Origin of the sequence: Rhizobium sp. ZK1 (assembly GCF_047782645.1) — a bacterium.
GTDB lineage: Bacteria > Pseudomonadota > Alphaproteobacteria > Rhizobiales > Rhizobiaceae > Rhizobium.
On sequence record NZ_CP180586.1, the window covers coordinates 2,170,809 to 2,194,576 of the forward strand.

Consider the following 23,768-nt stretch of genomic DNA (forward strand, 5'->3'; position numbering starts at 1 on the left):
TCAGCGGTGTTTACGCCGCAAGCTGCGGTCTGAACGCCACGTCCACATAGTAGTTCGTGCTGTTGTAGCTGGCGCTCGGGAACAGCCCGCCCGCCCCATAGGCATAGACGCCGTTATTGCCTGATGGCGCCTTGAGATCGCCATTCGTCACATCGGCGCTGAAGTAATTGCCGGTCGCCGAATAGTTGCCATTGGTCGAATAGGAGACGACGTAGGTCGTATCCGCCGAGATCGCCACCTGCTGGGTGAGCGCGGCGGTCTGCCAGCCGCTCGCCGTTTCGTTGTTGAAGGTGACGCTGCCGAGAAGCGTGCCCGAGGCGGTCCAGAGATAGCCGTTGTGCGGGCCTGTATTGTCGGCACCCTTGTAGAAGCGGATGGCGGTGATCCAGCCTGCCGTATCGGCCTGGAATTTCATGCCGAGATTGACCTGCTGGTTGTCGTTGGTGTTGACGATGGCAGGCGTTGCATTGGCGGCAAAGAGGGTCTGGTCGGCGCTCTGATTGTTGACGGCAAGCGAGACGCCGGCCGTTGCCGTGCCGCCCTGCCCGTCGGCGATGGAATAGCTGAAGCTCGCCGGCCCGGAATATCCCGATGTCGGGGTAAACGTGATGGTCTGCGCCTGGCTGTCGAAGGAAACCGAGCCGTTGACCGCGCCGCTGACACCGGTGATGGAGATGGCATCGCCATCGGCATCGCTGTCATTGGCAATGAGCGCCGACGCCTGGATCGTGATCGGCACGCCCTTATTCGTCGAGAAGCCGTCGTCATTGGCCGCGACCGGAGCGACATTCTGCTTTGCCTGATAGACCACGTCGACCCAGTAGTTGGTCGCATTGTAGGAAGCCGTCGGGAACAGGCTGCCCGAGCCGTAGGCATAGACACCGTTGCCGCCGCTCGAAGCACTCGACGGCGCCGTCAGCGAGCCGCTCGTATGGTCCGTGGTGAAATAGTTCGCCGTGGCCGAATAGAAGCCGTTGGAATGGTAGCTCGCCACATAGGTGACGCCGGCCGAAACGGTGATCGGCTGCGCGAAGGTCACCGTCTGCCAGCCGCTTCCCGTTTCGGCGGTGAAGGTCGCCTGCGCCAGCAGCTGGCCGCTCGCGGTCCAGAGCGAGCCGACATGCGTGCCGGTATCCTGCGCGCTCTTGTAATAGCGCAGGCCGGTGATCTCGCCGCGGGCGGACGCGATGAACTTGACGCCGAGCTCGACGGACGAATTGTCGGCGGCCGCACCCGCCGGCGCGTCGGAGACGGCAAACAGGCCGGAACCATCAGGCTGCGCGCCGACATTGAGGCTGACGGTCGCAGACGCCGTGCCGCCCTGCCCGTCCGAGATCGAATAGGAGAAGCTTGCCGCACCCGTATAACCCGTCGTCGGCGTGAAAGTGACGGTATTGGTCTGGCTGTTGAACGTCACCGTTCCGTTGACCGCGCCATTGGCGCCGGTGATGCTGAGCGGATCGCCATCGGCATCGGTATCGTTTGCCAGCAGGCTGGCTGCGGCAATCGACAGCGCCGTGTTGGCATAGGTCGTATAGCCGTTGTCGTTGGCGGCGACCGGCACCATGTTGCCCGTCGACTGGTTGTAGACGACATCGACCCAGTAATTGGTCGACTGGTAGCTCGATGTCGGGAAGGTCGAGCCCGATCCGACCGCGTAGACGCCGTTGCTGCCGGCCAGCGCCGTCAGCGAGCCGTTGGTATGGGCTGTGGTAAAGTAGTTCGCCGTCGCCACATAGCTGCCGGTCGTGTGGTAGGAGGCGACATAGGTCGCACCCGCCGTGATCTGCAGCGGCGTGGAGAAGGTCGCCGTCTGCCAGCCCGAAAGCGACTCGTTGGTGAAGGTGACCGTGGCGATCAGCGTGCCGTCTGCCTTCCAGAGGGAACCGGTATGCACGCTCGTATCGCCGGCGGTCTTGTAGAAGCGGATGCCCGATATCGTGCCGCTTGACGAAGCGACGAACTTCATGCCGAGTTCCATCGCCGTATTGTCGTTGAAGCTGCCGCCGGTCGGCCCCTCGCTGCCCGTAAATACCGTCTCGCCGGCCGGTCCTGCCTGGACCGTGAGGCTGACATTGCCTTGATCCGTACCGCCGCGGCCGTCCGACAGCGTATAGGTGAAGCTTGCCGGCCCGGTGTAATTGTTGGCCGGCGTGAAGATGACGGTTCCGGCCTGCTTGTCGAGGGTGACCGTGCCGTTCAGCGCATTGCCGACGGCGGTGATGGTGAGCGCATCGCCATTGGCATCGGTATCGTTTGCCACGAGCGCGGCGATCGAAATGACAAGCGTTCCGTTATGGCCGGTGACCAGCCCGCTGTCGTCGGTCGCGACCGGCGTGCTGTTGGGGCCGGCATCGAAGACCACATCCACCCAGTAGTTGGCGCCGCCGGAGCTCTGGCCGGGGAACGTGCTGGTGCCGCTGTAGGCGAACACGCCGCCGCCATCGACCACCTTCAGCAGGCCGCTGGTATAGGGGCTGCTGAAATAATTGTCGGTGACGGAGTAGTAGCCGTTGCCGTGATAGGAGGCCACATAGGTCGTGCCGGCCTGAATCTGGATCGGACTGGAGAACATCACCGTCTGCCAGCCGGAAAGCGATTCCCCCGTCGATACGCCGGTCGCCAGCAGCGTTCCGTCGCTCGCCCAGAGGCTGACGACATGTTCGCCGATATTGTAAAAGCCCTTGTAGAAGCGGATGCCTTGCACCGAGCCCGCCGTCGTCGCCTGGAAGCGCAGGCCGAGCTCGACCGAGTCACGATCGATCGCCACCTCGGTTGCCGGCTTTTCCGCCAGCGTCCACAGGCCCTGCGTGCTGGGCAGCGTAACGGTGACCTGCTTGCCGGCCGAAGGCGTCTCCAGATTGACGCTGTCGTCGACGGCGCGCGACATGATCGTATAGGTGCCGCTTGCCTGGACGACCCAGTTATAGCTCCAGTTCTCGCGGCCGGTCGCCTTGAACCAGTGCTGGCCGCCATCGGTGGAGACCTCGACGCCGGCGATGATGCCGCCGCCGAAATCCTGCGCCGTGCCCGTGATCGTCACGTGTTGCCCTTCGAGGAAGGAGGCACCCACGATGGGCGTTGATATCGACGAGGTGGGCTTCAAGAGGTCGGTCGATTGGGTGGCGAGGATCAGGCTCGCATCCAGCGTCGTCGGCTGGATGCCCATATCCGCGAACATGTTGACCATCGCCTGCTGCACATTGCGATCGGTCGATGTCGTCGGACCCTGGTGATTGTCGCTCAGGCCCCAGGACCAGAAGACGGTGCCGGCGCCGAAGACCAGCGCGCCGCTTGCCGCCCGGTACATGGTGAGGCTGTGGGTGGCGACGGCATCGCCGATCGTCTGGCCGTAATCGCGCAGATACGTATTGACCGCGACCGACGAGAGCGACAGGTTGATCAGTCCAGCCGGACGGAACCCGTTCTCGACATCGGAATCCCATTCGTAGCCGAGCAGGTTCTGCGTGAGATTGTAGGTATCGCCTTCATTCAGCTCCGAGACCTCGGTGTTGCGCCAGAAGCGCAGGTTCGAATAGTCATAGGGGATGGAGATCGTATCCTGGCGGTAGCTGTCCACCTGGAACATCGTGCCCGTCAGCGAATTCTCCGGCTCCTGCCCCGGATCGGCATAACGCGGATCGCGCCAGGTGCCGGTGCCGACACTGCTCGGATCGGTGCTCGAGCCCCAGGTCTCCTTGTAGCAGACCATGGTGCGATAGGCCTGGCCGCTGCCGTCGATGCTGCTTTCCCAGCGAACCTTCCAGTAGCACTCGTTGCCGCTCCAGAAGGCGAGGTTGACACCGGCATCGCGTGCGGCCTCGACATTGGCGCGCTGCTCGGCAGACCAGTATTCGTCGTGGCCGACCGAGAGATAGGCCTGATGGTTGAGCAGCAGGCTGCCGCTGCGCGTCGCATCGACGCCCGAGATGTAGGATACATCGTAGCCGTTCTGCTCCAGCCATGAGATGGCGGAGGATTCGACGCCGAAGATGAAATCATGCGAACCGCCGGACGGGCTCGTATTGGTGATGATCGGCCTGTTGTAGCTGACGGCCGAGGCGCGGCCGATCGCGGTCAGCCCGCAGCTGCAGTTCGGCGGCAGGTAGCCGATCATGTCGGCCGGATCGACGGGCACTTCGCCGTAATAGAGGCTGGCGCCGCCCCAGGCATTATAGGCCTGCCATGTCGTATCCGACGTCTGGAAGACGATATCGCTGGTCGAGGCATCGTCGCGCACGACGAAGGGGATGATGCCGGCATCCTCGGTGCCGTCCTCGCGCACCAGCTTGGCGAAGTAGACGCCGGAGACGGCATCGGCAGGGATCTGCCAGCTGGCGGAAACCGACCAGTTGCCGCAGTCGATGAGGCCGAGCGACATGTCGACGATCGGATGCGGCTGGATCTGCGCCGTGGTCAGCGATTTCTCGATCGAGTCCACCTTGCGCGCGCCCATACCGCCATAATAGCCCATGCGGTAGATATCGATGCGGTAATGGGTGGAATCCGTGGCGATCTTGAAATCGACCGTCTGGCCGATATTGGTGCTGATCTCGGTGGCGAAGCCCTGGATGGTGCCGTTGCCGTCGCCCTCCAGCCCCCATTCGCTGATGGGGTTGCCCTGCTTCAAGTTCTCGAGCGCGATCTTGTTGGGACCAGCCGCAGCCGCCGCCGCGGGCGCAGCAAGCGTCGCCGAGGCCACGGGGGTCTCGGCGGAAACGCTCTCGCTCGGCTGCAGCGAGATGGAGGCGATCGAGGTCTGAAGGCGTAACGACTGCGTGCCGGAACCGGCGGCAGGATCGGTCGCAGACGTGGTCGTGCTTGCGGTGCCGGCGTCGCTGGTGACGCCTGTCAGCGTGGGCGCCGCAGGCAGCGTCGCCGCCTCCTGGTACGGGTCCGGGCCGAGCACGGTACGCTCGGTGGACGTGGTCGTCGTCTGCTGCGCCGGCAGGATCGACGCCGTCTTGGTGGATGTGTCCGGCGCGCCGCCATCGCCCGCAGGCGCCGACATCGCCGTCGGCGACAGGGAGGCGGTCTGCATGCCGCCGAAGGAGATCGCTGCGGCAGGCTGCATCATATTGCCTGCGAAGGAGGACGGGACGGCGCCACCGCCCGGATCGGTAAAGCTGCCCTGATTGGCAAAGCTTAGGGAACCCTCGGTACTCGTGGAAGACACAACCGTCGCGGTTCCCAGCACTGCGCTCCAGGCCGAGGGTGCACGACTGATACTCAACGCCCCACCAAATGTACTCAGGCACTCAAGACTACTAACGCGAATTTTCCGCATAAGTGGCGTCCCCTTTCCCGTCCACCAGCCTCCTGGACCCGCCCCATAACCGGCTCCACGAAGCAGCATTCCAAGGCTTCATTCTGGCAGCTTTCGCGCGGGAACGAACGACAGCAATCCGCGGTATGAGGGTGGTACCCCCTACGCCCATATGATGACCCCCCGCATGCCCGACTGGCATGGCGGCAAGTTTGCCTGTGAAGGTTGAAAGGAAATTTGGAGTGTTGCATCGAGGTGAGCAATCGTCACCTCTGGCGCGCGCCTGCCCTCAGGCCGGAACGTAGGTCAGCCTGATCACGTCCTCGTCGATACGATCGCTGGCCACAAGGCGCAGCCGCGGCCGGGGTGCCGTGAAGAATGGCGTGCCGTGGCCGAGCACGACAGGATGGAAATAGAGCTGATATTCATCGATGAGGCCAAGCTCCGTCAGGCTTCCCGCCAGGTCCGATCCGCCAATGCCGATCTCTCCGACAAGCCGGTCCTTCAGTCCGCGGATGGCAGTTTCGAGGTCCCCCTCGACAAGCGTGGCATTAGGGCCGACCGACGTCAGCGTGTGTGATACAACCCACTTCTGCCGGCTCCGCCACGCCGCCGCAAACTCGCCTCCCGCTGGTTCCCAGTCCGCATGATCTTCGTCCCAATAGCGCATGAGCTCGTACATGCGGCGACCGTAGACGATGGCTGCCGCGCCGCGCACGCTCTCGATGAAGTGACGGAAGAGGACGGGACCGGGCATGAATCTGTCATGGTCGATGTAACCGTCCAGTGACACGTTCAATCCGAACACAAGCTTGGCCATGTCCTCTTCCTCCTCCAGAGTGTCCTTTGAATCCACGCATCGGTTCGAAAATCGATGCCGATTTTCGAACCGATGCTGCAAGCGCCGCACCATCGAGATTCTGATTGCCCTATACAATCAGTTGCAGGATAGCCCGACTAGTTTCAAATCGCAATCAGTTTTTGGAATGCGCATGAACGCTCGACACCCGGGCTGCTCGCCCGATCCGGCGCTGGAGACGCCGCCGCGCACCTTTCCTGAAATCGCCCTAGATATCGGCCATCCTCAGCTCGATCAGTTCACGCGCCAGCTCGTAGGTTCCGTCCTCGTCGTCGCCGGAGGCTTCATCGATCATCTCGGCGGCGGCGCGGTAGACTTCCCGCTCTTCCTCGGGGGAAAGCAGACCCCTGTTGCCGAGCACGGAGATGAGAGAGTTCAGAATGGCGGCAGCCGATAGTGTAATTGCCTCGGATGTGAGACGCGTGGATTCTGAAGACATCATTATTCCTCGATCGATAAAGCGTGTCGCGCAAAAGTGTGCGCAGTTTTGCGATGACGACACGCGTAAAAACAAAGACCTAAAGCACGGCGAACGAATCTTGAAGATCGTGACGTGCTCTAGAACAACGCCTAGACAATACATTGGCCATGCAACAAGTTCCAAGTCGAGGCCGACGTATAGTTCAGGTTGATCTTATCGCGACAAGAACGGCTGCACCACCCCTGATGATTGCAGGAAACAACCTGGCTCGCCGTCGGACTTCGTCTCGGGGATGCCTCGATATCGGCGACCCTGCCGCGGGTTTCGATGCCGCCGTGCAATCTGGTTATGCGACGTCCGAACGATACCGGGAGGCATCGGCCGAGCGCCTGATTGCGACATCAAATTGCTGATCTTTGAAGCACAATCGGTGTATAATGATGCCGGAGCCTGCTAGCGGTACATGCCGGGTTCCCATGAAATCGAGGATGGCGGTCATGCCTCTGGCAGGCGCGCGGATCCGGATCGACCCGGTTCGGAATTCGCGTGTCAACCTTATGCTCATGAGGCAACGCCATGAAACTCCTCCACCACCCAATGCCGACGCTCCTGGATGAACGGGCCGGCCTGATCGCCGGCTTCACAGCCACGGTCGCAATGTCCATACTGATGATAGCCCAGAAAGCGGCGGGCCTGATGCCGCAGCTCGATCCAATCGCAGATATCGCGAATCTGGCCCAACTGCCGGCAGGCACAGCCATGGCCCTGTCGTTCGGCTGGATCGGCCACTTTGCGCTGGGGACAATCATCTGGGGCACCATCTATGCGGCAATGCACGCAGACCTTCCGGGCCTCCCGGTCGTCAGGGGTCTCATTTTCGGAGCTTTAGCCTGGCTCGCGATGATGATCGTCTTCATGCCCATGGCCGGCCATGGCCTGTTTGCACTGTCGCTCGGCCTTCGGGCTGTCGTGGCCACCCTTGTTCTTCACCTCGTCTACGGTGCGGTGCTGGGTGTGGCTTACGCCAGAGCTGCGCATGAATAGCATCCGAGGCCGGAAAGGCTGAAACCGTTGGCCTGCGTCCGTCGGTGGTGAGGGATGCAGTGGCGCAGGCTTCCATGTGCGCAATCTTGACCTGTCCGGGGATTGCCCAATAACTGTGCCGGAGTTCGTCATTCACCCGGGGGAAGCATCGTGGAATCCAGTCAGGACCGGTTCTTTCAGGCCGTGGCGATGAGGCAGATTCCGAGGGTCAGGGTTGCAGGCATCGTGGTCGAGGATGGAAAGGTGCTGGTTCAGCAGCCCGCCGACGATCCATCGTCCTGCTATGCCTTCATCGGCGGCGAATATGAAATCGGCGATACGTTCGAACGCCGGCTGCGCAAGGAATTCGAGGAAGAGACGAATGCCAGGGTGAGGCAGGCGCGATATCTCTTCTGCGTCGAGAACCATTTTCGCTATCGCGGCCAGTTGATCCAGCAGGCCGAGCATTATTTCCTGGTGTCGCTCGATCGGCATGACGTTGTCAGCAACGAGACGCACCTGAAGCAATATTGGCTGCCGCTGGAAACGCTCGCGAACGTCGACCTGCGTCCGGTGGTGGTGAGGGATGCAGTGGCGGATGGGCGCTATTTGACCGAGAGGCATTTTGTGCAGATGACGGACTGAGCTTGCCGTCACCCGCTCAGTCCCGCTACCGTCCCTTGCGCCGCATCCAGCGCCCCTCCAAACGCCTCAAGGCATCTCTTGCTCCGCCCTTGCTTTGGAGATGAGTGCCCTCCTCTCCACCCCTCATCCCTGTGCTTGTCACAGGGATCCAGCCTGCCCAAGTCCTTGGGCAGGAGAGACTTTTTCGCTTGCGGCATGTGAGAGTCATTCACCGCGCGGACGCGCGGTGGCTGGATTCCTGTGACAAGCACAGGAATGAGGGAAGTTGGCGTGCCGGTCCCTATCGAGAGGTCGAGTTGCCCAACCCTCATCCTCCGCCCAGACCATCCCCCTGCCCGCCATCCAGCCCCCCGCGCAAACGCCTCGAACCGCGCATCATACGCGCCAAACGCCCCCTCCCCATCGAAAATCCCCCAATAGTCCCGGAACGACGGCTTCTCGATCTGCCGCTTGAGAAACATCTCCCACCCCGGCCAGAAATGCTCCGTTATCTCAGGCGTCTTGTGCCGCTCCAGAGAAGCCCGCGAAAATGTCGCGCCGGTTGAGGTCGGCGAGGGAAAGGTCGGCGGCCTCCTCCTGCCACGGGAAGATGCCGAGATGAGGATATTCGACGGAGAGTTCCAGGAGCCGGTGATAGGCATCGCTGATCGTCAGGTACGAGCTGTTGAACTCCTGCTCCTTCTCCTTCACATGGCCGCGCCGCGCCTTGATGAGCTCGGCGACACCGGCGACGATCGCGACGAAGGTGCCGACCGCCGTCAGCAGCGAGATGAGACCGGCATATTCGACCAGCGCGTTGTGCATGAGCACAGGCGACGTCTTCGCCTCGGCAGGTCAATCGCCGCAGCACTGCCTCATCCCTGCCCGAGCTTGCCGGTAAGAAAATCGACCAGCCCATAGGGCGCGCGGTCGCCGACGCAGAGATCCAGGATGAAGCGGGCGCCTTCCGCCTCTGTTGCGCTGCGGGCAAACATCGGCTCCTCATAGGCGGCAAGCGCTGCTTCGATAGTGTCGGGCTGCGCGGCGATTGCCGTTGCGAGCTCCGCGCCGTCGAACATGGCGAGGTTTGCCCCCTCGCCCGATGGCGCCATCAGATGGGCGGCGTCGCCGATGAGCGTCACGCCGGGGACACGCGGCCAGCGGATCGCATCCGGCAGCGCGTGGATCAGGCGCGGGGCAAGCGGCGTATCACTCTCGGTGATCAGTGCGGTCAGCGCCGGCGCCCAGCCTTCAAATTCCGCGGCGATCCTGGCCTTGGCCGCGGCGGCATCGGAAAAATCGATGCCGGCGATCCATTCCGGCGAGCGGTTCATCTGGATATAGGCGTGCAGCACGCCGCCCGCCTCGCGATGGGCGACGATGCCCTTGCCCGGCGAAAGCGCAAACATTCCGCCGCTGCCGACCACGTCGGCCGCCGCCGGATGGCGGACATCGGCATCATGGAGATAGGTTTCGATGAAGGCCGTGCCGACATAGGCGGGCTTGGCATCCGAAAGCAGCGGCCGCACCTTCGACCACGCACCATCGGCCCCGACGAGCAGATCGCTGACGACGCTGGTCCCGTCGGCAAAGCTCAATTCGTGCCGGCCGGCGCCGAGCGCCGCAACGCCAACGAGTTTCTTGCCCCACCGGATCGTGTCACCAGGCAGGGACTCGATAAGGATGCGGCGGAGATCGCCGCGCAGCACTTCCGGGCGCGAGAGCGTACCGTCATCGGCCTTCTCCATGAGCACCACGCCATGCCGGTCAAGCGCGCGCGAGGCCTGGGCGCCATGATGGATGATGGCGCGGAACGCCTCGGTGAGGCCGGCAGCCTCCAGCGCCCGCTGGCCGTTATGCGGATGGATATCGAGCTGGCCCCCTGTTTGCGGGCCTCGGCCGAAGGCTCCGCCTCATAGACAACAGCCCCTATGCCGTTGACGGCGAGGACGCGGGCAAGCGTGAGGCCGCCGAGGCCTGCCCCGACGATCGTGACTGTTGCAGTCATCGTGTTCCTTTCCGACGATGCTTGGCCGAAGATGCCCGGCCGAAGATGAATGGAACAGCGTTCCATAGATAGTAATTGGAACGTCGTTCCATTCATGTCAAGATGCGGCCCATGGAAATCAAGATTCGGCAAAGCAAGGCTCGTCCCATCAAGACTGAGCGGACCGGAACCCGGCGAAGCGGGCGGCGCACAGACGCTCTCTCCAAGGAAAGGATCGTCGAAGCGGCGATCGATATCCTCGATGCCGAGGGCGAAAATGCCCTGACCTTCCGTGCGCTTGCAGCACATCTCTCAACAGGCAGCGGCGCGATCTACTGGCATGTCGCCGACAAGAACGAATTGCTGACTGCCGCCACCGACGCCATCATCGGCGGCGTCCTGACCGGTCTCGCGTCGGATGCCACGCCGGATCAGGCGATCCGCGCCTTCGCGCTCGGCCTGTTCGACGCGATCGACGCCCACCCCTGGGTCGGCACTCACCTCTTCCGCGAGCCATGGCAGGCGGCGATGCTGGAGATCTTCGAAGCGATCGGCGGACGGCTGCAGGCGCTTGGCGTTCCCGAAGAGGCGCTGTTCAATGCCGGCTCGGCGCTCGTCAACTACATCCTCGGCGTTGCCGGACAGAATGCCGCCAATGCCCGCCTGCAGCCGCAAGGCACGGACAGGTCAGCCGTCCTCGGCGCCATTGCCGCAAGCTGGACGGAGCGCGACCCGGCGCGCTATCCCTTCGTCCACCATCTGGCAACGAAGCTCCGCGATCACGACGACCGCGAGCAATTCCTCGCCGGCATCGACCTGATCCTCGCCGGCATCGGCGCGATCAAAGGGGCGGATGAGCCGAGGCCTTGAATGGCGCCGGTCCTATTGAGGTCTCAGTTGCCGGATTGATGCGTGCTTCATGTCTGCCTTTCCATTCCGCGGCACGCCAATAGCCATCCCCACCCCGCACATTCTTCGCATTGGCAGGTCATTCGCCCTCGCCGCTCGCGACTTCTCCGCTTCCGGGGGGGCAATATCCCTTCTAATCAAATCTAACCCATTGATCCTGAATAAGAAATCGGATTAGTGCAGCAAAAACGCCCCAAAATTGTACTAAGTCATTGATTCTGAATAAGTGATGCACTTTCCCTAAAAATACGCGTAAAGAAATTCAATTCAGGAGAGAGCGCCGGATGACGAGAAAAATTTGAAAGTTTTTTCGCCCCTGATGCGTCACTTATTCATTTTCAAGGACTTAGACAGTTTCTGCAGCCATGCCGGCAGCATCGTGCCTTGATGGCGCGGCGTCTCCGCCTTCAAAACTCCGCTCGCCGCGGGATGGCGGCGCAAGCGAAGCCGGAAAAGGGAGAAGCGTGGAGGAGGTTCGTCGTCCGTGCGGGCAAAGGCATGGTGGATGTGCTGCGTGTAGTACCAGCCGGGCGACGGCGCGGTGAGCAGGTTTTTGACGACGGCGGGAGGCACGTTGAAATAGCGGCGACGGCCTTTCAGGCGCAGCTTGACGTCGAGGGTCTGCGTCGCCGCATCATAGGTAATCTCTTGGATCAATCGTGATGAGATTTCCATCGTCACTATCCGGAAGCGGGTCCCGGGATCCGAGGTGAGATCTCAGGACTGCGCCTCGCGCTTTCCTGGCGCAGCCGCTGCTCTTGCTCTCATGCTCTGGGCTCCCATGCTTATACCTGGCCTGATATGGATGCTCGCTCTGGTGCTCGTATCGGCGATTGCCCTTGCGCCCGACACTTCGAGGGCAACATTTGCGGGCACGATCTGGGATTCGTAGTAATCCAGCTTATCGGCCGCCACCCGCAGACCGACGATGTAACCCGGCATGACATTGAGATGGGTGCGCCTGGTGCCATCGGTGAATTCGATCACCAGCCGGGAAGGTTTTTCGCTATAGCCGATCCAGTTTATCTCCCTCTCACGGTGGTTCTTCTTGGAAACACCAAGAGTTTTTATCAGTTTTTCAAGCATCGTAAAGCTCCCTCTCCTCTCTGCTGCAGTATTATCAAATTGATTTTCTCAGCAACGAAGAGCTTTTCCTTAGGTTAATAGCGGTCATTAATCCCCGTGGCCGCGATCCGGTCCACACCGGGTGCAGGCATCGTCCGTTCAGGACATGCCCACGGGCTCTTTCTTCTACAGCGCCAGGAACGCAGGGAACGAGGTCTGGCAGAAGCGCAAAACGCCACGTGTCCGAAAAAGTTCCTGCATAGGACTTTGGTCCGATATCGCCTCGACAACCATTGGCCTGCACTCTGTCAGGCAAACCGGGAGCCGATCGCATGAGCGAACTGACGGCGCGCCAGCAGCGCTTCGTGGAAGAATATCTCGTCGATGCAGTTGGCGCGCACGCGGCGATCAGGGCCGGCTATTCGCCGCGCGGCGCCAAGAAGAGGGCCTGGCTGCTCTTGAAGAAACCCGAGATCGCCGCCGCCATCGAAACGGCGACGGCGGAGCGCTCCGAGCGCACGAAGATCGATGCGGACTGGCTCTTGACGCGGCTTGCGGCCGAAGCGGAAGCCGATCTCGGCGATCTCTACGACGAGAACGGCGATTTCAAGCCGATCAGGGAATGGCCCGCCATCTGGCGGCAAGGGCTGGTGACCGATGTCGAAATCTCCGCGCTCTATGAGGGCACCGGCAAGGAGCGCAGACAAGTCGGCCATGTGAAGAAGGTAAAATTCGCCGAGCGGCTGCGTCGGCTGGAGTTGATCGGCAAGCATATCCGCATCAACGCCTTCAAGGAGATCGTCGAGCACAAGGGCCTCACCGCGCTCGCCGAGCGGCTGGAGCGGGCGCAGAAGCGCAATGATGGCGGGGCGGAGTAGCGACGATGCTTCAAAAACCCCTGCCCGCCGTCTCAGGCGAAAGCCGCGATCCCAATGACGAGATCATCGCGCTTGCCGCCTCCTGCCGCTTCAGCCCGAAGCGCTGGAGCCGGCTCGCCTGGGATTGGGGTGTCGGCGAACTCTCGGGTTACGATGGCCCCCGTCCCTGGCAGGACGAGATCAACGATCTGATCGGCGCCCATCTTGCCGACCCAGCCACCCGCTTCCAGCCGCTCCAGATATCGGTCGCCTCCGGCCACGGCATCGGCAAATCGGCCGAAATGGGCATGCTCTCCAACTGGGCGATGTCCGGTTTTGCAGACTGCAAGGTGGTCACGACAGCCAATACCGAGGGGCAGCTGCGCACCAAGACGGCGCCCGAGATCGGCAAGTGGTTCCGGCTCTCCATCACCGCCCACTGGTTCGATGTGCAGGCCATGTCCATCAAGTCGCGCGATCCCGAGCGCAGCGAAAGCTGGCGGCAGGATTTCATCTCCTGGAGCGAGCACAATACGGAAGCCTTTGCCGGCCTGCACAACAAGGGCCGCATCATCCTGCTGCTCTTCGACGAGGCCTCGAAGATCCACGACAAGGTCTGGGAAGTGGCCGAGGGCGCGCTGACGGATGAGGACACCGTCATCATCTGGATCGTCTTCGGCAACCCGACGCGGAACAGCGGCCGCTTCCGAGAGTGCTTCCGCCGCTTCCGTCACCGCTGGGTGGGACGGCAGATCGACAGCCGCTCGGTGCCCGGCACCAACAAGCAGTTCCTTCAGCGTCTCGTGGACGATCACGGCGAGGATAGCGATATCGTCAAGGTGCGCGTGCGCGGCCAGTTTCCGAGCCAGTCCGCCATGCAGTTCATCTCCGCGGATGATGCCGACCGGGCACGATCAGTCCACCTGCGCCCCGAGCAATATGGCTTCGCGCCCGTCATCATCGGTGTCGACCCCGCCTGGACGGGCGATGACCCGACAGTCATCATGCTGCGCCAGGGGCTTTACTCGAAGCGGCTGGCGACCATCGCCCGCAACGACAACGACATCGAGGTCGCCAATCTCATTGCCCGGCTGGAGGATGAATATCAGGCCGATGCCGTCTTCGTCGATGCCGGCTACGGCACCGGCATCGTCAGCGCCGGCACGGTCATGGGCCGCTCCTGGCAGCTCGTGTGGTTCGGCTCGACCAGGGTGTTGGACCCCGGCTATTACAATATGCGCGCCTATATCTGGGGGCAGATGAAACGCTGGCTGAAGGCCGGCGGCGCGATCGACCCGGCCAATGAGGCTCTCTATCAGGATCTCGTCGGGCCGGAGACCGTGGCGCGGCTGGATGGCAGAATCCAGCTCGAAAGCAAGGACGACATGAAGGAACGTGGGTTGCCTTCGCCCAACGAGGGCGATTCGCTGGCGCTGACATTCGCGCAGCCGGTGGCGAAGAAGCCGCGTCACCGGGCGGGGACAGGGGCGAAGGCGGCGGTGGATTATGATGTTTATGGGTAGCGTGGGTGGCGCGATGCGGCAGCAGGTGCAGTTGGATGGAATGGCCGTTTCGTGCCAATAGGAGACGTCATGCCGTCCCCGGCACATCTTTCCCGCTGAACACCTCGATCAGGTAATAGATGAAGAGCCTGACCTTCCAAGGGGTATGCTGGCGCTGGGCGTAATCATCTGCGGTTTTACATAGTGCCACGGCTCATCGCCAAAATTGCCGTTTCCGTCCACCGCGCGGCGCTCAAAGGCGGCGGTCTCGCCATACTCTCCCACATTCTTGCCGGTCGGATATCGAAAGCGGACGGTTAGTGAACGTGATGCCGGGCACGCGACTGCCCATCCATGTGGTTTACCTGTCGCGTCGAAGTATGTCGCCGCGTTCGGGGCGTATTCGATTTCTTGTGGACGCCGTCCGCCAAGCCCCCCTCATGGCCTCGTCGATGGTCGCTATGCCGCAGGTCAGCTAGGTTTCCTGCCAACGCTTCCATTACATCCGGTCGGACACATGCCAAAGCCGCGCCGCAAGGTCTGGATCGATGGCATAGTGCGCCACGCCCTTGCGGCCCACATCTCCGGAATGTACCGGCGCAACATTGCAGTCCTCCAGGTAGAGACCGCCCTTTCCGCTCAACAACGGACTTGTGGCCGCCCAGACGCTGGTTGCGGCACCTTGCTCCGGGGTCTTCATGCCCTTGTCCGGATCCACGATGGGCCTGCCGTCCGCGTCGAGCGCATCGAAACTGGCGATTTCCTCCTCCGACAGGTGTCGCGCGAGGTTTGTCAGAACCTGTCCAGGATGCAGCGAGAAGGCGCGGATGCCCTCCTCCGCTCCTCGCCTGTCCAGTTCGACGGCAAACAGGACGTTGGCGGTCTTGGACTGGCCGTATGCGATCCAGCGATCATAGGGACGGGCACGGAAATCGATGTCGTCGAAGTCCACCCCGGCGAGTTGATGGCCGCGCGAAGAAACGCTGATCACCCGTGCCCCCTGTGACTTGGCGAGCGCCGGCCAGAGGGCCTTCACCAGTCGGAAGTGACCAAGGTGGTTGGTCGCGAACTGACCCTCGTGTCCGTCACCGTCGCGGAACAGCGGCGTCGCCATTACGCCGGCGCTGTTGATCAGGATCGGCAAGGCAAGTTTCCGATCCAGAAACCCTGCGGCAAAGGACGCCACCGATCTGGGGTCCGACAGGTCCATGGAAACGATCTCGACGCCGCCAAGTCCGGCCAGGGCTTCCTCTGCCTTACCCGTGTCACGTGCCGGAACGATCACCGACGCGCCCGCACTCGCCAGAGCACGCGTCGTCTCCAGTCCCAATCCTGAATAGCCGCCGGTCACGATGACTGCTTTTCCCGACAGATTGATATCCTGCGCGACATCCCAGGCTGTGCTGTGCGCGTTGAAGGGAGAGGCAATGGGCTGCTGCTGCATGTCAAACTCCTGACTGGGCTTTCATGCGACGGAGATAGGCGATATACCGAGGACGAGCCAGCGCCTCGCGTCCAGGATTCCGTCGTGATCGTCCAAACCCAGTCTGCCGACGTCTTGTCGGATATCCTTGCGACCGTTCAGGCGCAAGCACGCTGTTCCATCAGCCTCAAGGCTGGCGGCAGTTGGGGCATCGATTTTCCGATGCCATCGCACCTCAAGTTCAATGCGGTGCGAAGAGGCCTGTGCTGGCTGCGGCTCGATGGACAGGACCCGATCCCGCTCCAGGCGGGCGATTGCGTCGTCGTGGTCCGGGCTCCATTCACCCTGTCGAGCGAGCCCGAGGGGCCGACCATCCCGGCGCGAGAGGTGTTCGCATCCGACAACCTGGCAGCGTCGATCGGGGATGGCGATGACTTTTCCATTCTCGGGGGAAGTGTCGAAGTCGACGGAACGGACGGTGTGCTACTGACCTCGGCATTGCCTCCGGTCATGACCATACGGAGCGATCGGGCCGCCTCGATCGGCTGGCTGCTGGCCGAACTCGATCGTGAATGGAACAACACCGCACCTGGCGCGCGCCTGATCAGCAATGATCTGCTCAGGATGATTTTCGTCCAGGTCCTGCGCATCCATCTGGCCTCGGAGAGCGCTCATGCGCAGAATTGGCTATCCGGCCTCGCCAACATCAACATCGCCCGCGCGCTGCATGCCATTCATGGCAACCCCGCACATGCCTGGACGGTCGAGAGCCTAGCACATGAGGCGGGACAATCGCGATCCGCCTTTGCGGGCCGGTTCAAGGCACTTCTCGGCGAAGCTCCAATGGAGTATCTCACGAAGTGGCGCATGCGCCTTGCGGCGACCAAGCTCCGCACCACATCAGCCTCCATCACCGAAATCGCCATCGCCGTTGGGTACAATTCCGACACTGCGTTGAGCGCGACTTTCCGGAGAATTCATCAGATGTCGCCAGCACAATATCGTCGCGCTCATCAGCAGTGACATTGAACCGGTGCGGATGCCGCGCGGGGCAGAGGCCTGCCTGTTCGTCCCGACCAGCCTGGTCAGATGAGTCGTTCACGCACAAAATACATCGACCAGTGCAAACAACCACGAACTGCCGCCTCGCGGCGAAGTGACGAGATCACCTGGCGCTTGGGCCAACAGGAGCCCGAGGTCTCTGAAGTGCCAAATGCGGTCGTCAGGACAAGCTTTCGTATGTGGCAGCTCTCGACGTCATTAGCGCCGATTACGATGCTTTCATCGCTGCCCGAAACTTGCCGTTCGTTCGGACACTATAGACGGCAGAGTTGGAGCTGACGGCTGTTCGTTGCCAGCGTCACAATGCGAAAGGTGGGCATGTTGCTCGATCTGGAGCCTTAGCCCCGTCAGGTGCGATCGTATGTGAACGATGTCAGCAGCGTGGTGACAAAGTTACTCGCCTTTTCCTTGACAAGTAATTCCGTCCATTCGTTCGTGCCGCGCAGCCGCAGGTCGGAATAAATGCTGTCGACCGCAGCCTCTTCAATGCGCTTGATGTTCGCCAAAAAGGCAGCCTCTCCGTCCGCATGATAGATGTCGCGGATCACCATCCGCAGGATTTCCTGAATAGCGATCTGCCAGGCCGTGTTGATTGCCTGGAGTTCGCCGGGGGTTTCTGGCATGGAGGCTCCTTTCGGTTTGATGGGTCTTTGGCAGCAGTTTACGCCGTGCCGGCGGCACTGCGCTTTAGCGGGCCGGATGCGGCGAACAACGTGGGCTTACAGGTCCGATCGGATGTCCGAAACCTGGACGCTAGGACCGCCTGGCCTTACGGTTGGCATAGCGCCGGTCGCGCTCAGCCTTGCGGATAGCCTCGTCTTCGAGCACCCGGGCGATGCGATCTCTTTCCGCCACCTCGCGCGCTTCGGTTTCGGCGCGCGCCGCAGCATCGGCAGCCGCCTGCTGCTCCGCGGCCTCGGCCACCCGGCGTTCGGCCTCGTCGCGCTTTGACCGTTCGCGTTCAAGGCGCCGCTCTTCCCTGGCAGCAGCGATGGCCAAGCGTTCCGCTTGCCTCGCCAATCTGGCGGGTTCGGCGACACTTCTTGCCGCATGATAGGCCTTCAGGAGAGCGGACTTTGCTTCCGCTGCCGCAGTACGGCGATCGGAAAGGTCGTTGTTTCTGGCGTTCTTCAAATCTTTGTCCTGCAAATCGTGTTGAACGAGTCAGGCCTTCCTGGCTCGTTTCGCGATGAGAGAGGCGGTCGCCGCCTCCCGGTCCTTCAATTCTTTTGCAAGGCGGGCTTCACGAAGCCGCCGGGTCTTTTCGTCACGGGCCAGAACGAGGGAATCGAGTTCCTCGACGGCGTGGTTGCGAGCGAAGAATTGTGATTGGACATTGCCGAAGGCAATCTCCGCCTTCTGACGGGATTTGCTGTGTGTCTGTGACATGGTCTTTTCCGGATTGGAGGCCGCAAGGTACCGCGGGAACAAAAAAGGCCAGGCAACCTGCCTGACCTTGCTGGTATCATGCTCTCGACAGTGCCAGTACATCCGTGGTCAACGGAGAGCGGATACCGTGATGATTCAGGCGGTCTGCAGGTTGCAGGCCGACATCTTGCCCGACTTGTTGTCGCGCTCCAGCTCATAGCCGATCTTCTGGCCTTCCACGAGTTCGCGCATACCGGCGCGCTCGACGGCAGAGATGTGAACGAACGCATCGGCGCCGCCATTGTCAGGCTGAATGAAGCCGAAGCCCTTGGTCGAATTGAACCATTTAACTGTGCCAGTGGTCATGATGAACCCTTTCATAGCAAGAAGAGAACCACAACGCTCGAAGCGCTGCGGACGGTGATAGCGATTTTTGAAAGAAAAGGTTCGTTCAGGGAGCGGTGTCAGACGCGCGATAACCAAAGCTCAGCAAGCAAATATCGACTATTGGTATATGGACCCTCCTTGTCGGGTTGTCAACTTTTAGTTTTTTCCCTTCGATCTCATCGGCGTTTGGTTGTAATTCCGCAAATCCTTTTCACAACCGAGACTACAGAGCCGAGCTACAGCATCGGCCCGAAAACCGGGATCGATTTTCGGAAAGCCTGATGCGCAGATTGAAAGAGTTAGAGTATCCTCGTGCGTCCGAATGGACGCACGGCGCTCCAGAAGAGTGACCCGACACCTGCCAGCCTGCTTCTCCACCCCTTACCCGACATTTTCAGACCAGCCTTCTCATGACCGATTCGAGCCGAAAGCGGTCCGCATCGCAGCAATGGATAACAAGCCCCGGCCTCGATTGGCAAAGTCACAGGGGCTGTATTTCGGGGGCTAGTCTCCAAGCCAGTCCGCCCTGCAGTCCATCTCCGCAGACGGCGAATGCAGCGGGCTCGGTGCGGTCATTGACCTCGCCGAGCCATATCGCTCTTAGGAGCGAAGGTTTTTTCTGATCCATTCTTCGGCGGTCGTAACCTTTATACCGTTTCGCTCATTGAAGCTGTCGCGCTTTGGCCATGCCACGCCTTTGCCCTCGGCAAAGACCGCCCGATATTTCCTGATGTGGTTATCTGGGTCCTGAGCAAGTTCCGACTTGAGCCGAGGAACCGTCCATTCCGCTTTCGTAAACGGACGCCCAAGCACGGTCTGAAGCGTGTCGGCAACGTCGCCGTAGGTCACGGTGTCGCCAGCAAGATAGACGATCTCGTTGCGGATCATCGGCTGAGCGAAGACCACCTCGGCGGTCAGGGCACCGATATCATCAGGAGTCGTCAGCGTCACTTCCGTATCCAGGCTGCCCAGCGCGTTGACCACATTCCTTTCGAGATCGACGACCTCGAAGATCGGTTCGAACAGGAAACTCGTGAACATGCCCGTAGAGATGACCACCCAGTCCGTCTTGTCTTGCCCACGCAGAAGTTCACGCACGTCGATCTGTGCATCGAACAGATCCTGCGGGCTGCCGCGGCCGATGACGTCGAAGTCGACGCCGAACTGCCACGGGAAATAGCGCTTGAGCTTGGCTTCCAGTGCAGCTTTCGCGAGTTTCATTGGCGTGTTTCGACCGGCGGAAAAGCCTGCACAGCCGATCACCGTATCAAAACGGCCGAAGATCGCTGCCAACTCACTTATTGTTGCGGCAAGGATGTCGCCGGTGACGATGTCGATCCCCAGTTTGCGTATTTCGGAGACATCACGCTGTTTCGCCGCCTCAGTCGACTGAACGGTCGCCGCCCGCAAGAGAACGCTGATGGTTGTACCCGGATGATCCTTGGCCTTACGCGCCAGATTGCGTAGTACAGGCATACCAAGCTCTCCGGCACCGATGACCAGGATCGACTGTGCTTCTGTTGGTTGCGTGGAGTTCATTTGGTGATCCTTTCTGATCTTTTCGTTCGTGTGAACGAGCAAATGGCATCTCTCGGATGGGATCGTAAGAAGGTACACGCGTGATACCGTAGGTCAGAAAGATGACGAGAGACGAAATCCTGAGCTATTCTCAAGCGGTCTGCGATGGCCTTCGCGAAGACGAGGACGGCGTAAGGCGCGAAGTTCTGACCCACGCGGGAAACAGATGGTCGCTGGGCGTCATCCACACCTTGGGCGTCTACGGCAGATTACGCCATGCCGAAATCGGACGGAGAATGCACGGTGTTACCCAGAGGATGCTGACACGAACTCTCCGGCAACTTGAGAGGGATGGGCTGGTCACGCGCCATGATCTGGTGGAGATGCCGCCACGGGTGGAATACGAGCTTACCGAATTGGGAATGGGGCTGCTGATCCGAATGATCCCGCTTTGGACATGGGTCGTTGAAAACTCGGATCAGTTTCGAAAAGCGCGTGAAGAATACGATTCCCGACCGCATGCAAAACCATCATGGCAGACTTTTTAATGGGCTTGAACTGCCACGGGCAGCTTGCATCATGCTCCATGACTATCTGCGGCTAGGAAACATCATGTCAGCTTTGGGCCGAAAGCGGTCGCGGACTTAAACGGCGGGATACGGCGGCTGGTGCGGCTGGCGGCGTGACACTTCGCGCCGAAAGCGGTCATCGGCCAGACCTCAGCGCACAGCCATCCCATCCATGAACACTCCCACGAGACGCGCGATGTGTGCCTGTGGCGAACTCTCCTGCCCTGTTGCGAGCGAGATGGCGGTTGCTATGCATACGATGTCGTCGAAGCCGATGTCGTGCCGGATAACCCCCGCCGCCTGCGCATTTTCCAGAAGCCGCAGACCTTCCCTGCTGGTCGCCGCGCAGCCGGGCGTGCCGACCTGCAACACTGTTCCGAGCGAAGCGGCGAGGCCACGATAGACGTTGGTGTGCTGGACGAGTTCTTCCAGATAAGAGCGCATCGCGTTCAGCGGATCACGTCCCGTGTCTCTTGATCGGCTGGTTTCGGCAAGGGCCAAAAAGCGAGAGCTGTAGGCCGCGGCCAGAAGCTCCTCTCGTGTCGGGAAGCGACGGTAAAGCGTCCCGATGCCGACGCCGGCGCGTTTTGCGACATCGTCCAGGGACACGTTGGCCCCTTTCTCGAGAAAGACGTCTTCGGCTGCGGCGAGGATGCGTTCCCGGTTTCGCTGGGCGTCGGCCCGCAATGGGATTTCGTCAGCCAAAAGATTCGCCTCCAAAGATTTGCTTCAACGCGACTTGCTAAGTGGAGCCTACCTCCATATAGAAAGTGGAGCAATCCTCCACTTGATCAGGAAGCGAGCAACGACATGGCAAAACGGTTTGATAATAAGGTTGTGGTGGTTACGGGCGGCACGGACGGCATCGGCCTGGCCACGGCCAAGGCATTCGCAGCGGAGGGTGCCCATGTATATGTCACGGGGCGCCGGCAGGAGCGCCTGGATGAAGCACTCGAGGAGATCGCGAACGGTGCCATCGGCGTTCAGGGCGATGTCAGCGATCCCTCGGCCCTCGACAGGCTCTACGCTCGGATAAAGCAGGATCACGGTCGCGTGGATGTGGTCTTCGCCAATGCCGGCATATCCGAGTCCGCCCCGATCGGCGGTATCGAGGAGGACCATTTCGATCGCGTTTTCGATATCAACGTCAAGGGGACCGTCTTCACGGTGCAGAAGGCTCTGCCGCTGATGTCTGCCGGCGGTGCCGTCATATTGGCCGGATCGGGCGCCGGCAGCAAGGGCTTCGCCAACCTTTCCGTCTACAGTGCGACGAAGGCGGCGATCCGCTCATTTGCACGAACCTGGACAGTCGATCTGAAAAGCCGCGGAATACGTGTGAACGTCGTCTCCCCCGGCATGGTCCTGACCCCGGCAATGCAGACCTACCTTCAAGACAATGCCGGTGCCGAGGAATGGATGAAGCAGGCCATTCCCTTCGGCAGGCTCGCCGAGACCGCAGAGGTCGCCAAGGCGGTATTGTTCCTGGCATCGGATGAAAGCAGCTTCGTTGGCGGCGAGGAACTGCTCGTCGATGGCGGCTTCGTCGCGGTCTGACGCAGCCGGTCAGAGCGTCAGGCGCGATCCGCCAATGCGCACAAACGTTCAAGACCGTGACGCGGCCCTCGTGTTTCTTCCGGGTCTCCAGTCTTCCGGGTCACCAGGCCACCGGTGAGCCCGGATCTATTTGTCAAAGGCGAGAAAATGAAAACAGTCAATCTCGAGGAAAAGCTCGGCTGCTTCTCCAGTCACTGGGATCCCCACGTCATTGCGGATTACAACGAAAATGACGTGATGGTCGTGAAATTCCTGGGGGAATATCCCTTTCACAAGCATGAAACGACCGACGATTTCTTCCTCGTGCTCGAGGGTGAAATCGAGATCGATATCGAGGGGGAGCCTTCCCGAACGGTCCGGGCCGGCGAACTGTTCGTCGTCCCCAGGGGCGTCGTTCACCGGCCGCGCGCCGCAAAGGAAGCCAAGGTTCTGCTGATCGAACCCAAGGGAGAACCCAACTCCGGCAATTCCGACCGGGCGCCTTCTCCGAAACCGCGGATCTGATTGCGGATAAAACGTGACCATCTTGACACGTGACTATTTAGTCACGTATTGTCGTCACATGGATGAAATCTTCAACGCCCTGGCGCATCCGCTCCGGCGCGAGCTGCTGGACCGCCTGCGCGAACGCGACGGCCAGACGCTGAGCGAGCTTGAGCGCGACCAGCCCGTCACCCGCTTCGGGGTGATGAAGCACCTCGGCGTGCTCGAAGACGCCCATCTCGTCGTGACCCGCAAGATCGGCCGGGAAAAGCTGCATTATCTCAATCCGCTTCCGGTTCAGGAGATCGCGGATCGCTGGATATCGCGCTTTTCTGCGCCCTTCGCCCGCACGATGAGCGACCTTAAAACCGCTGTCGAGAGAAGGGACGCGACCATGGCACCTGCTGCACCGAAACATGTCTGGGAAATGTTCATTCGCGCCACGCCGCAAGACGTGTGGGCCATCCTGACCGATGACGAGAAAACGCCGCTCTGGCAGCACTACAATATGACCTCGAAAACGGAATGGGTCGCAGGCGGCGCCATTACCTTCCATGTCGGCGACCGCGCGATGATCGTCGGAAAGGTCCTTGACATCGATCCGCCCCGCCGCTTCGTGCATTCCTTCAGCGCGCAATGGTCGCCCGATGTCGCCGCGGATCCGGCCTCGCGCGTGACCTGGCTGCTGGAACCCGTCGGCGACAAGGCCTGCAAGGTGACGCTGACCCATGACAATTTCGGCGGAGAAACCGCCACCAGCAAGGCCGTCGGCGGCGGCTGGCCGGAAGCGCTGTCGCGATTGAAGACGCTCGCGGAAACCGGCGAGCCTTTCTATATGCCGGCCCCCGTATCGGCCTGATCGGGAACGAACGGATGGCGTTCCCGCTCTTA

23 protein-coding genes and 2 pseudogenes are annotated in these 23,768 nt (G+C 61.2%); 11 read left to right on the forward strand and 14 right to left on the reverse strand.

Going from position 1 to position 23,768, the window contains the following annotated elements:
- Nucleotides 1-10: 10 nt before the first annotated feature.
- The 3 genes from ACK9YZ_RS11180 to ACK9YZ_RS11190 form a co-directional block, all read right to left on the reverse strand.
- A complete protein-coding gene (locus ACK9YZ_RS11180; protein ID WP_416066641.1) occupies nt 11-5,287 on the reverse strand; it encodes a DUF4082 domain-containing protein in 5,277 nt (1,758 codons plus the stop codon).
- A gap of 268 nt (nt 5,288-5,555) precedes the next feature.
- Nucleotides 5,556-6,086 (reverse strand): dihydrofolate reductase family protein, encoded by a 531-nt coding sequence (locus ACK9YZ_RS11185; RefSeq protein ID WP_416066642.1) that lies wholly within the window; start codon nt 6,084-6,086, stop codon nt 5,556-5,558.
- A 247-nt stretch (nt 6,087-6,333) separates the two neighbouring features.
- Nucleotides 6,334-6,567, reverse strand: coding sequence for a hypothetical protein (locus ACK9YZ_RS11190; protein ID WP_416066643.1), 234 nt, complete (start codon nt 6,565-6,567; stop codon nt 6,334-6,336).
- A gap of 555 nt (nt 6,568-7,122) precedes the next feature.
- Between ACK9YZ_RS11190 and ACK9YZ_RS11195 the strand changes: the two genes are divergently transcribed.
- Nucleotides 7,123-7,590 (forward strand): DUF6789 family protein, encoded by a 468-nt coding sequence (locus ACK9YZ_RS11195; protein ID WP_416066644.1) that lies wholly within the window; start codon nt 7,123-7,125, stop codon nt 7,588-7,590.
- Between the two features lie 150 nt (nt 7,591-7,740).
- Entirely contained in the window at nt 7,741-8,214 is a 474-nt protein-coding gene (locus ACK9YZ_RS11200) for an NUDIX domain-containing protein (protein WP_416066645.1), read from the forward strand.
- A 492-nt stretch (nt 8,215-8,706) separates the two neighbouring features.
- On the opposite strand, the gene ACK9YZ_RS11205 is transcribed toward ACK9YZ_RS11200, so the two are convergent.
- Both ACK9YZ_RS11205 and ACK9YZ_RS11210 read right to left on the reverse strand, forming a co-directional pair.
- Nucleotides 8,707-9,024 carry a hypothetical protein gene (locus tag ACK9YZ_RS11205; protein WP_416066646.1) on the reverse strand — a complete coding sequence of 106 codons (318 nt, stop codon included), beginning with the start codon at nt 9,022-9,024 and terminating at the stop codon, nt 8,707-8,709.
- Nucleotides 9,025-9,068: 44 nt separating this feature from the next.
- On the reverse strand, nt 9,069-9,941 hold the full coding sequence (locus ACK9YZ_RS11210; RefSeq protein WP_416066647.1) for an FAD-dependent oxidoreductase: 873 nt from the start codon (nt 9,939-9,941) through the stop codon (nt 9,069-9,071).
- A 371-nt stretch (nt 9,942-10,312) separates the two neighbouring features.
- Between ACK9YZ_RS11210 and ACK9YZ_RS11215 the strand changes: the two genes are divergently transcribed.
- A complete protein-coding gene (locus ACK9YZ_RS11215; RefSeq protein ID WP_416066648.1) occupies nt 10,313-11,050 on the forward strand; it encodes a TetR/AcrR family transcriptional regulator in 738 nt (245 codons plus the stop codon).
- Between the two features lie 363 nt (nt 11,051-11,413).
- On the opposite strand, the gene ACK9YZ_RS11220 is transcribed toward ACK9YZ_RS11215, so the two are convergent.
- The gene (locus ACK9YZ_RS11220) at nt 11,414-11,764 is read right to left on the reverse strand and encodes a KTSC domain-containing protein (RefSeq protein WP_416066649.1); all 351 of its coding nucleotides are present in this window, start codon (nt 11,762-11,764) and stop codon (nt 11,414-11,416) included.
- Nucleotides 11,765-11,806: 42 nt separating this feature from the next.
- Complete coding sequence (locus tag ACK9YZ_RS11225) at nt 11,807-12,175, reverse strand: hypothetical protein (protein ID WP_416066650.1); 369 nt, start codon at nt 12,173-12,175, stop codon at nt 11,807-11,809.
- Between the two features lie 311 nt (nt 12,176-12,486).
- Here ACK9YZ_RS11225 and ACK9YZ_RS11230 point away from each other — a divergent pair, with 311 nt between their 5' ends.
- A complete protein-coding gene (locus ACK9YZ_RS11230) occupies nt 12,487-13,032 on the forward strand; it encodes a terminase small subunit (protein WP_416066651.1) in 546 nt (181 codons plus the stop codon).
- A 5-nt stretch (nt 13,033-13,037) separates the two neighbouring features.
- The gene (locus ACK9YZ_RS11235; RefSeq protein ID WP_416066652.1) at nt 13,038-14,534 is read left to right on the forward strand and encodes a terminase; all 1,497 of its coding nucleotides are present in this window, start codon (nt 13,038-13,040) and stop codon (nt 14,532-14,534) included.
- Between the two features lie 478 nt (nt 14,535-15,012).
- Here the strand turns inward: ACK9YZ_RS11235 and ACK9YZ_RS11240 are convergent, their stop codons facing one another.
- On the reverse strand, nt 15,013-15,957 hold the full coding sequence (locus tag ACK9YZ_RS11240; protein ID WP_416066653.1) for an oxidoreductase: 945 nt from the start codon (nt 15,955-15,957) through the stop codon (nt 15,013-15,015).
- Nucleotides 15,958-16,041: 84 nt separating this feature from the next.
- On the opposite strand from ACK9YZ_RS11240, the gene ACK9YZ_RS11245 reads away from it, so the two are divergent.
- The gene (locus ACK9YZ_RS11245; RefSeq protein WP_416066654.1) at nt 16,042-16,959 is read left to right on the forward strand and encodes an AraC family transcriptional regulator; all 918 of its coding nucleotides are present in this window, start codon (nt 16,042-16,044) and stop codon (nt 16,957-16,959) included.
- A 386-nt stretch (nt 16,960-17,345) separates the two neighbouring features.
- On the opposite strand, the gene ACK9YZ_RS11250 is transcribed toward ACK9YZ_RS11245, so the two are convergent.
- The 5 genes from ACK9YZ_RS11250 to ACK9YZ_RS11270 form a co-directional block, all read right to left on the reverse strand.
- Nucleotides 17,346-17,621 carry a hypothetical protein gene (locus tag ACK9YZ_RS11250; protein WP_216758660.1) on the reverse strand — a complete coding sequence of 92 codons (276 nt, stop codon included), beginning with the start codon at nt 17,619-17,621 and terminating at the stop codon, nt 17,346-17,348.
- Between the two features lie 130 nt (nt 17,622-17,751).
- Nucleotides 17,752-18,132 (reverse strand): DUF6481 family protein, encoded by a 381-nt coding sequence (locus tag ACK9YZ_RS11255; protein ID WP_416066655.1) that lies wholly within the window; start codon nt 18,130-18,132, stop codon nt 17,752-17,754.
- A 30-nt stretch (nt 18,133-18,162) separates the two neighbouring features.
- Nucleotides 18,163-18,387: a hypothetical protein gene (locus ACK9YZ_RS11260; protein WP_416066656.1), complete on the reverse strand. Its 225-nt coding sequence runs from the start codon at nt 18,385-18,387 to the stop codon at nt 18,163-18,165.
- A gap of 135 nt (nt 18,388-18,522) precedes the next feature.
- Nucleotides 18,523-18,732 carry a cold-shock protein gene (locus ACK9YZ_RS11265; RefSeq protein ID WP_416066657.1) on the reverse strand — a complete coding sequence of 70 codons (210 nt, stop codon included), beginning with the start codon at nt 18,730-18,732 and terminating at the stop codon, nt 18,523-18,525.
- A gap of 621 nt (nt 18,733-19,353) precedes the next feature.
- Nucleotides 19,354-20,292 carry an aromatic alcohol reductase gene (locus ACK9YZ_RS11270; RefSeq protein WP_416066658.1) on the reverse strand — a complete coding sequence of 313 codons (939 nt, stop codon included), beginning with the start codon at nt 20,290-20,292 and terminating at the stop codon, nt 19,354-19,356.
- A 101-nt stretch (nt 20,293-20,393) separates the two neighbouring features.
- On the opposite strand from ACK9YZ_RS11270, the gene ACK9YZ_RS11275 reads away from it, so the two are divergent.
- Nucleotides 20,394-20,819, forward strand: a complete 426-nt coding sequence (locus ACK9YZ_RS11275; RefSeq protein WP_416066659.1) for a winged helix-turn-helix transcriptional regulator — start codon at nt 20,394-20,396, stop codon at nt 20,817-20,819.
- Between the two features lie 171 nt (nt 20,820-20,990).
- Here the strand turns inward: ACK9YZ_RS11275 and ACK9YZ_RS11280 are convergent, their stop codons facing one another.
- Nucleotides 20,991-21,545, reverse strand: coding sequence for a TetR/AcrR family transcriptional regulator (locus tag ACK9YZ_RS11280; protein WP_216758665.1), 555 nt, complete (start codon nt 21,543-21,545; stop codon nt 20,991-20,993).
- Nucleotides 21,546-21,650: 105 nt separating this feature from the next.
- Between ACK9YZ_RS11280 and ACK9YZ_RS11285 the strand changes: the two genes are divergently transcribed.
- The 4 genes and pseudogenes from ACK9YZ_RS11285 to ACK9YZ_RS11300 form a co-directional block, all read left to right on the forward strand.
- Entirely contained in the window at nt 21,651-22,394 is a 744-nt protein-coding gene (locus ACK9YZ_RS11285; protein ID WP_416066660.1) for an SDR family NAD(P)-dependent oxidoreductase, read from the forward strand.
- A gap of 147 nt (nt 22,395-22,541) precedes the next feature.
- The gene (locus tag ACK9YZ_RS11290; protein ID WP_216758667.1) at nt 22,542-22,898 is read left to right on the forward strand and encodes a cupin domain-containing protein; all 357 of its coding nucleotides are present in this window, start codon (nt 22,542-22,544) and stop codon (nt 22,896-22,898) included.
- A gap of 58 nt (nt 22,899-22,956) precedes the next feature.
- Nucleotides 22,957-23,265 (forward strand): annotated as a pseudogene (locus ACK9YZ_RS11295) (ArsR/SmtB family transcription factor); the annotation flags it as partial.
- 102 nt (nt 23,266-23,367) lie between these two features.
- Nucleotides 23,368-23,736, forward strand: a pseudogene (locus ACK9YZ_RS11300) (SRPBCC domain-containing protein); the annotation flags it as partial.
- Nucleotides 23,737-23,768 lie beyond the last annotated feature (32 nt).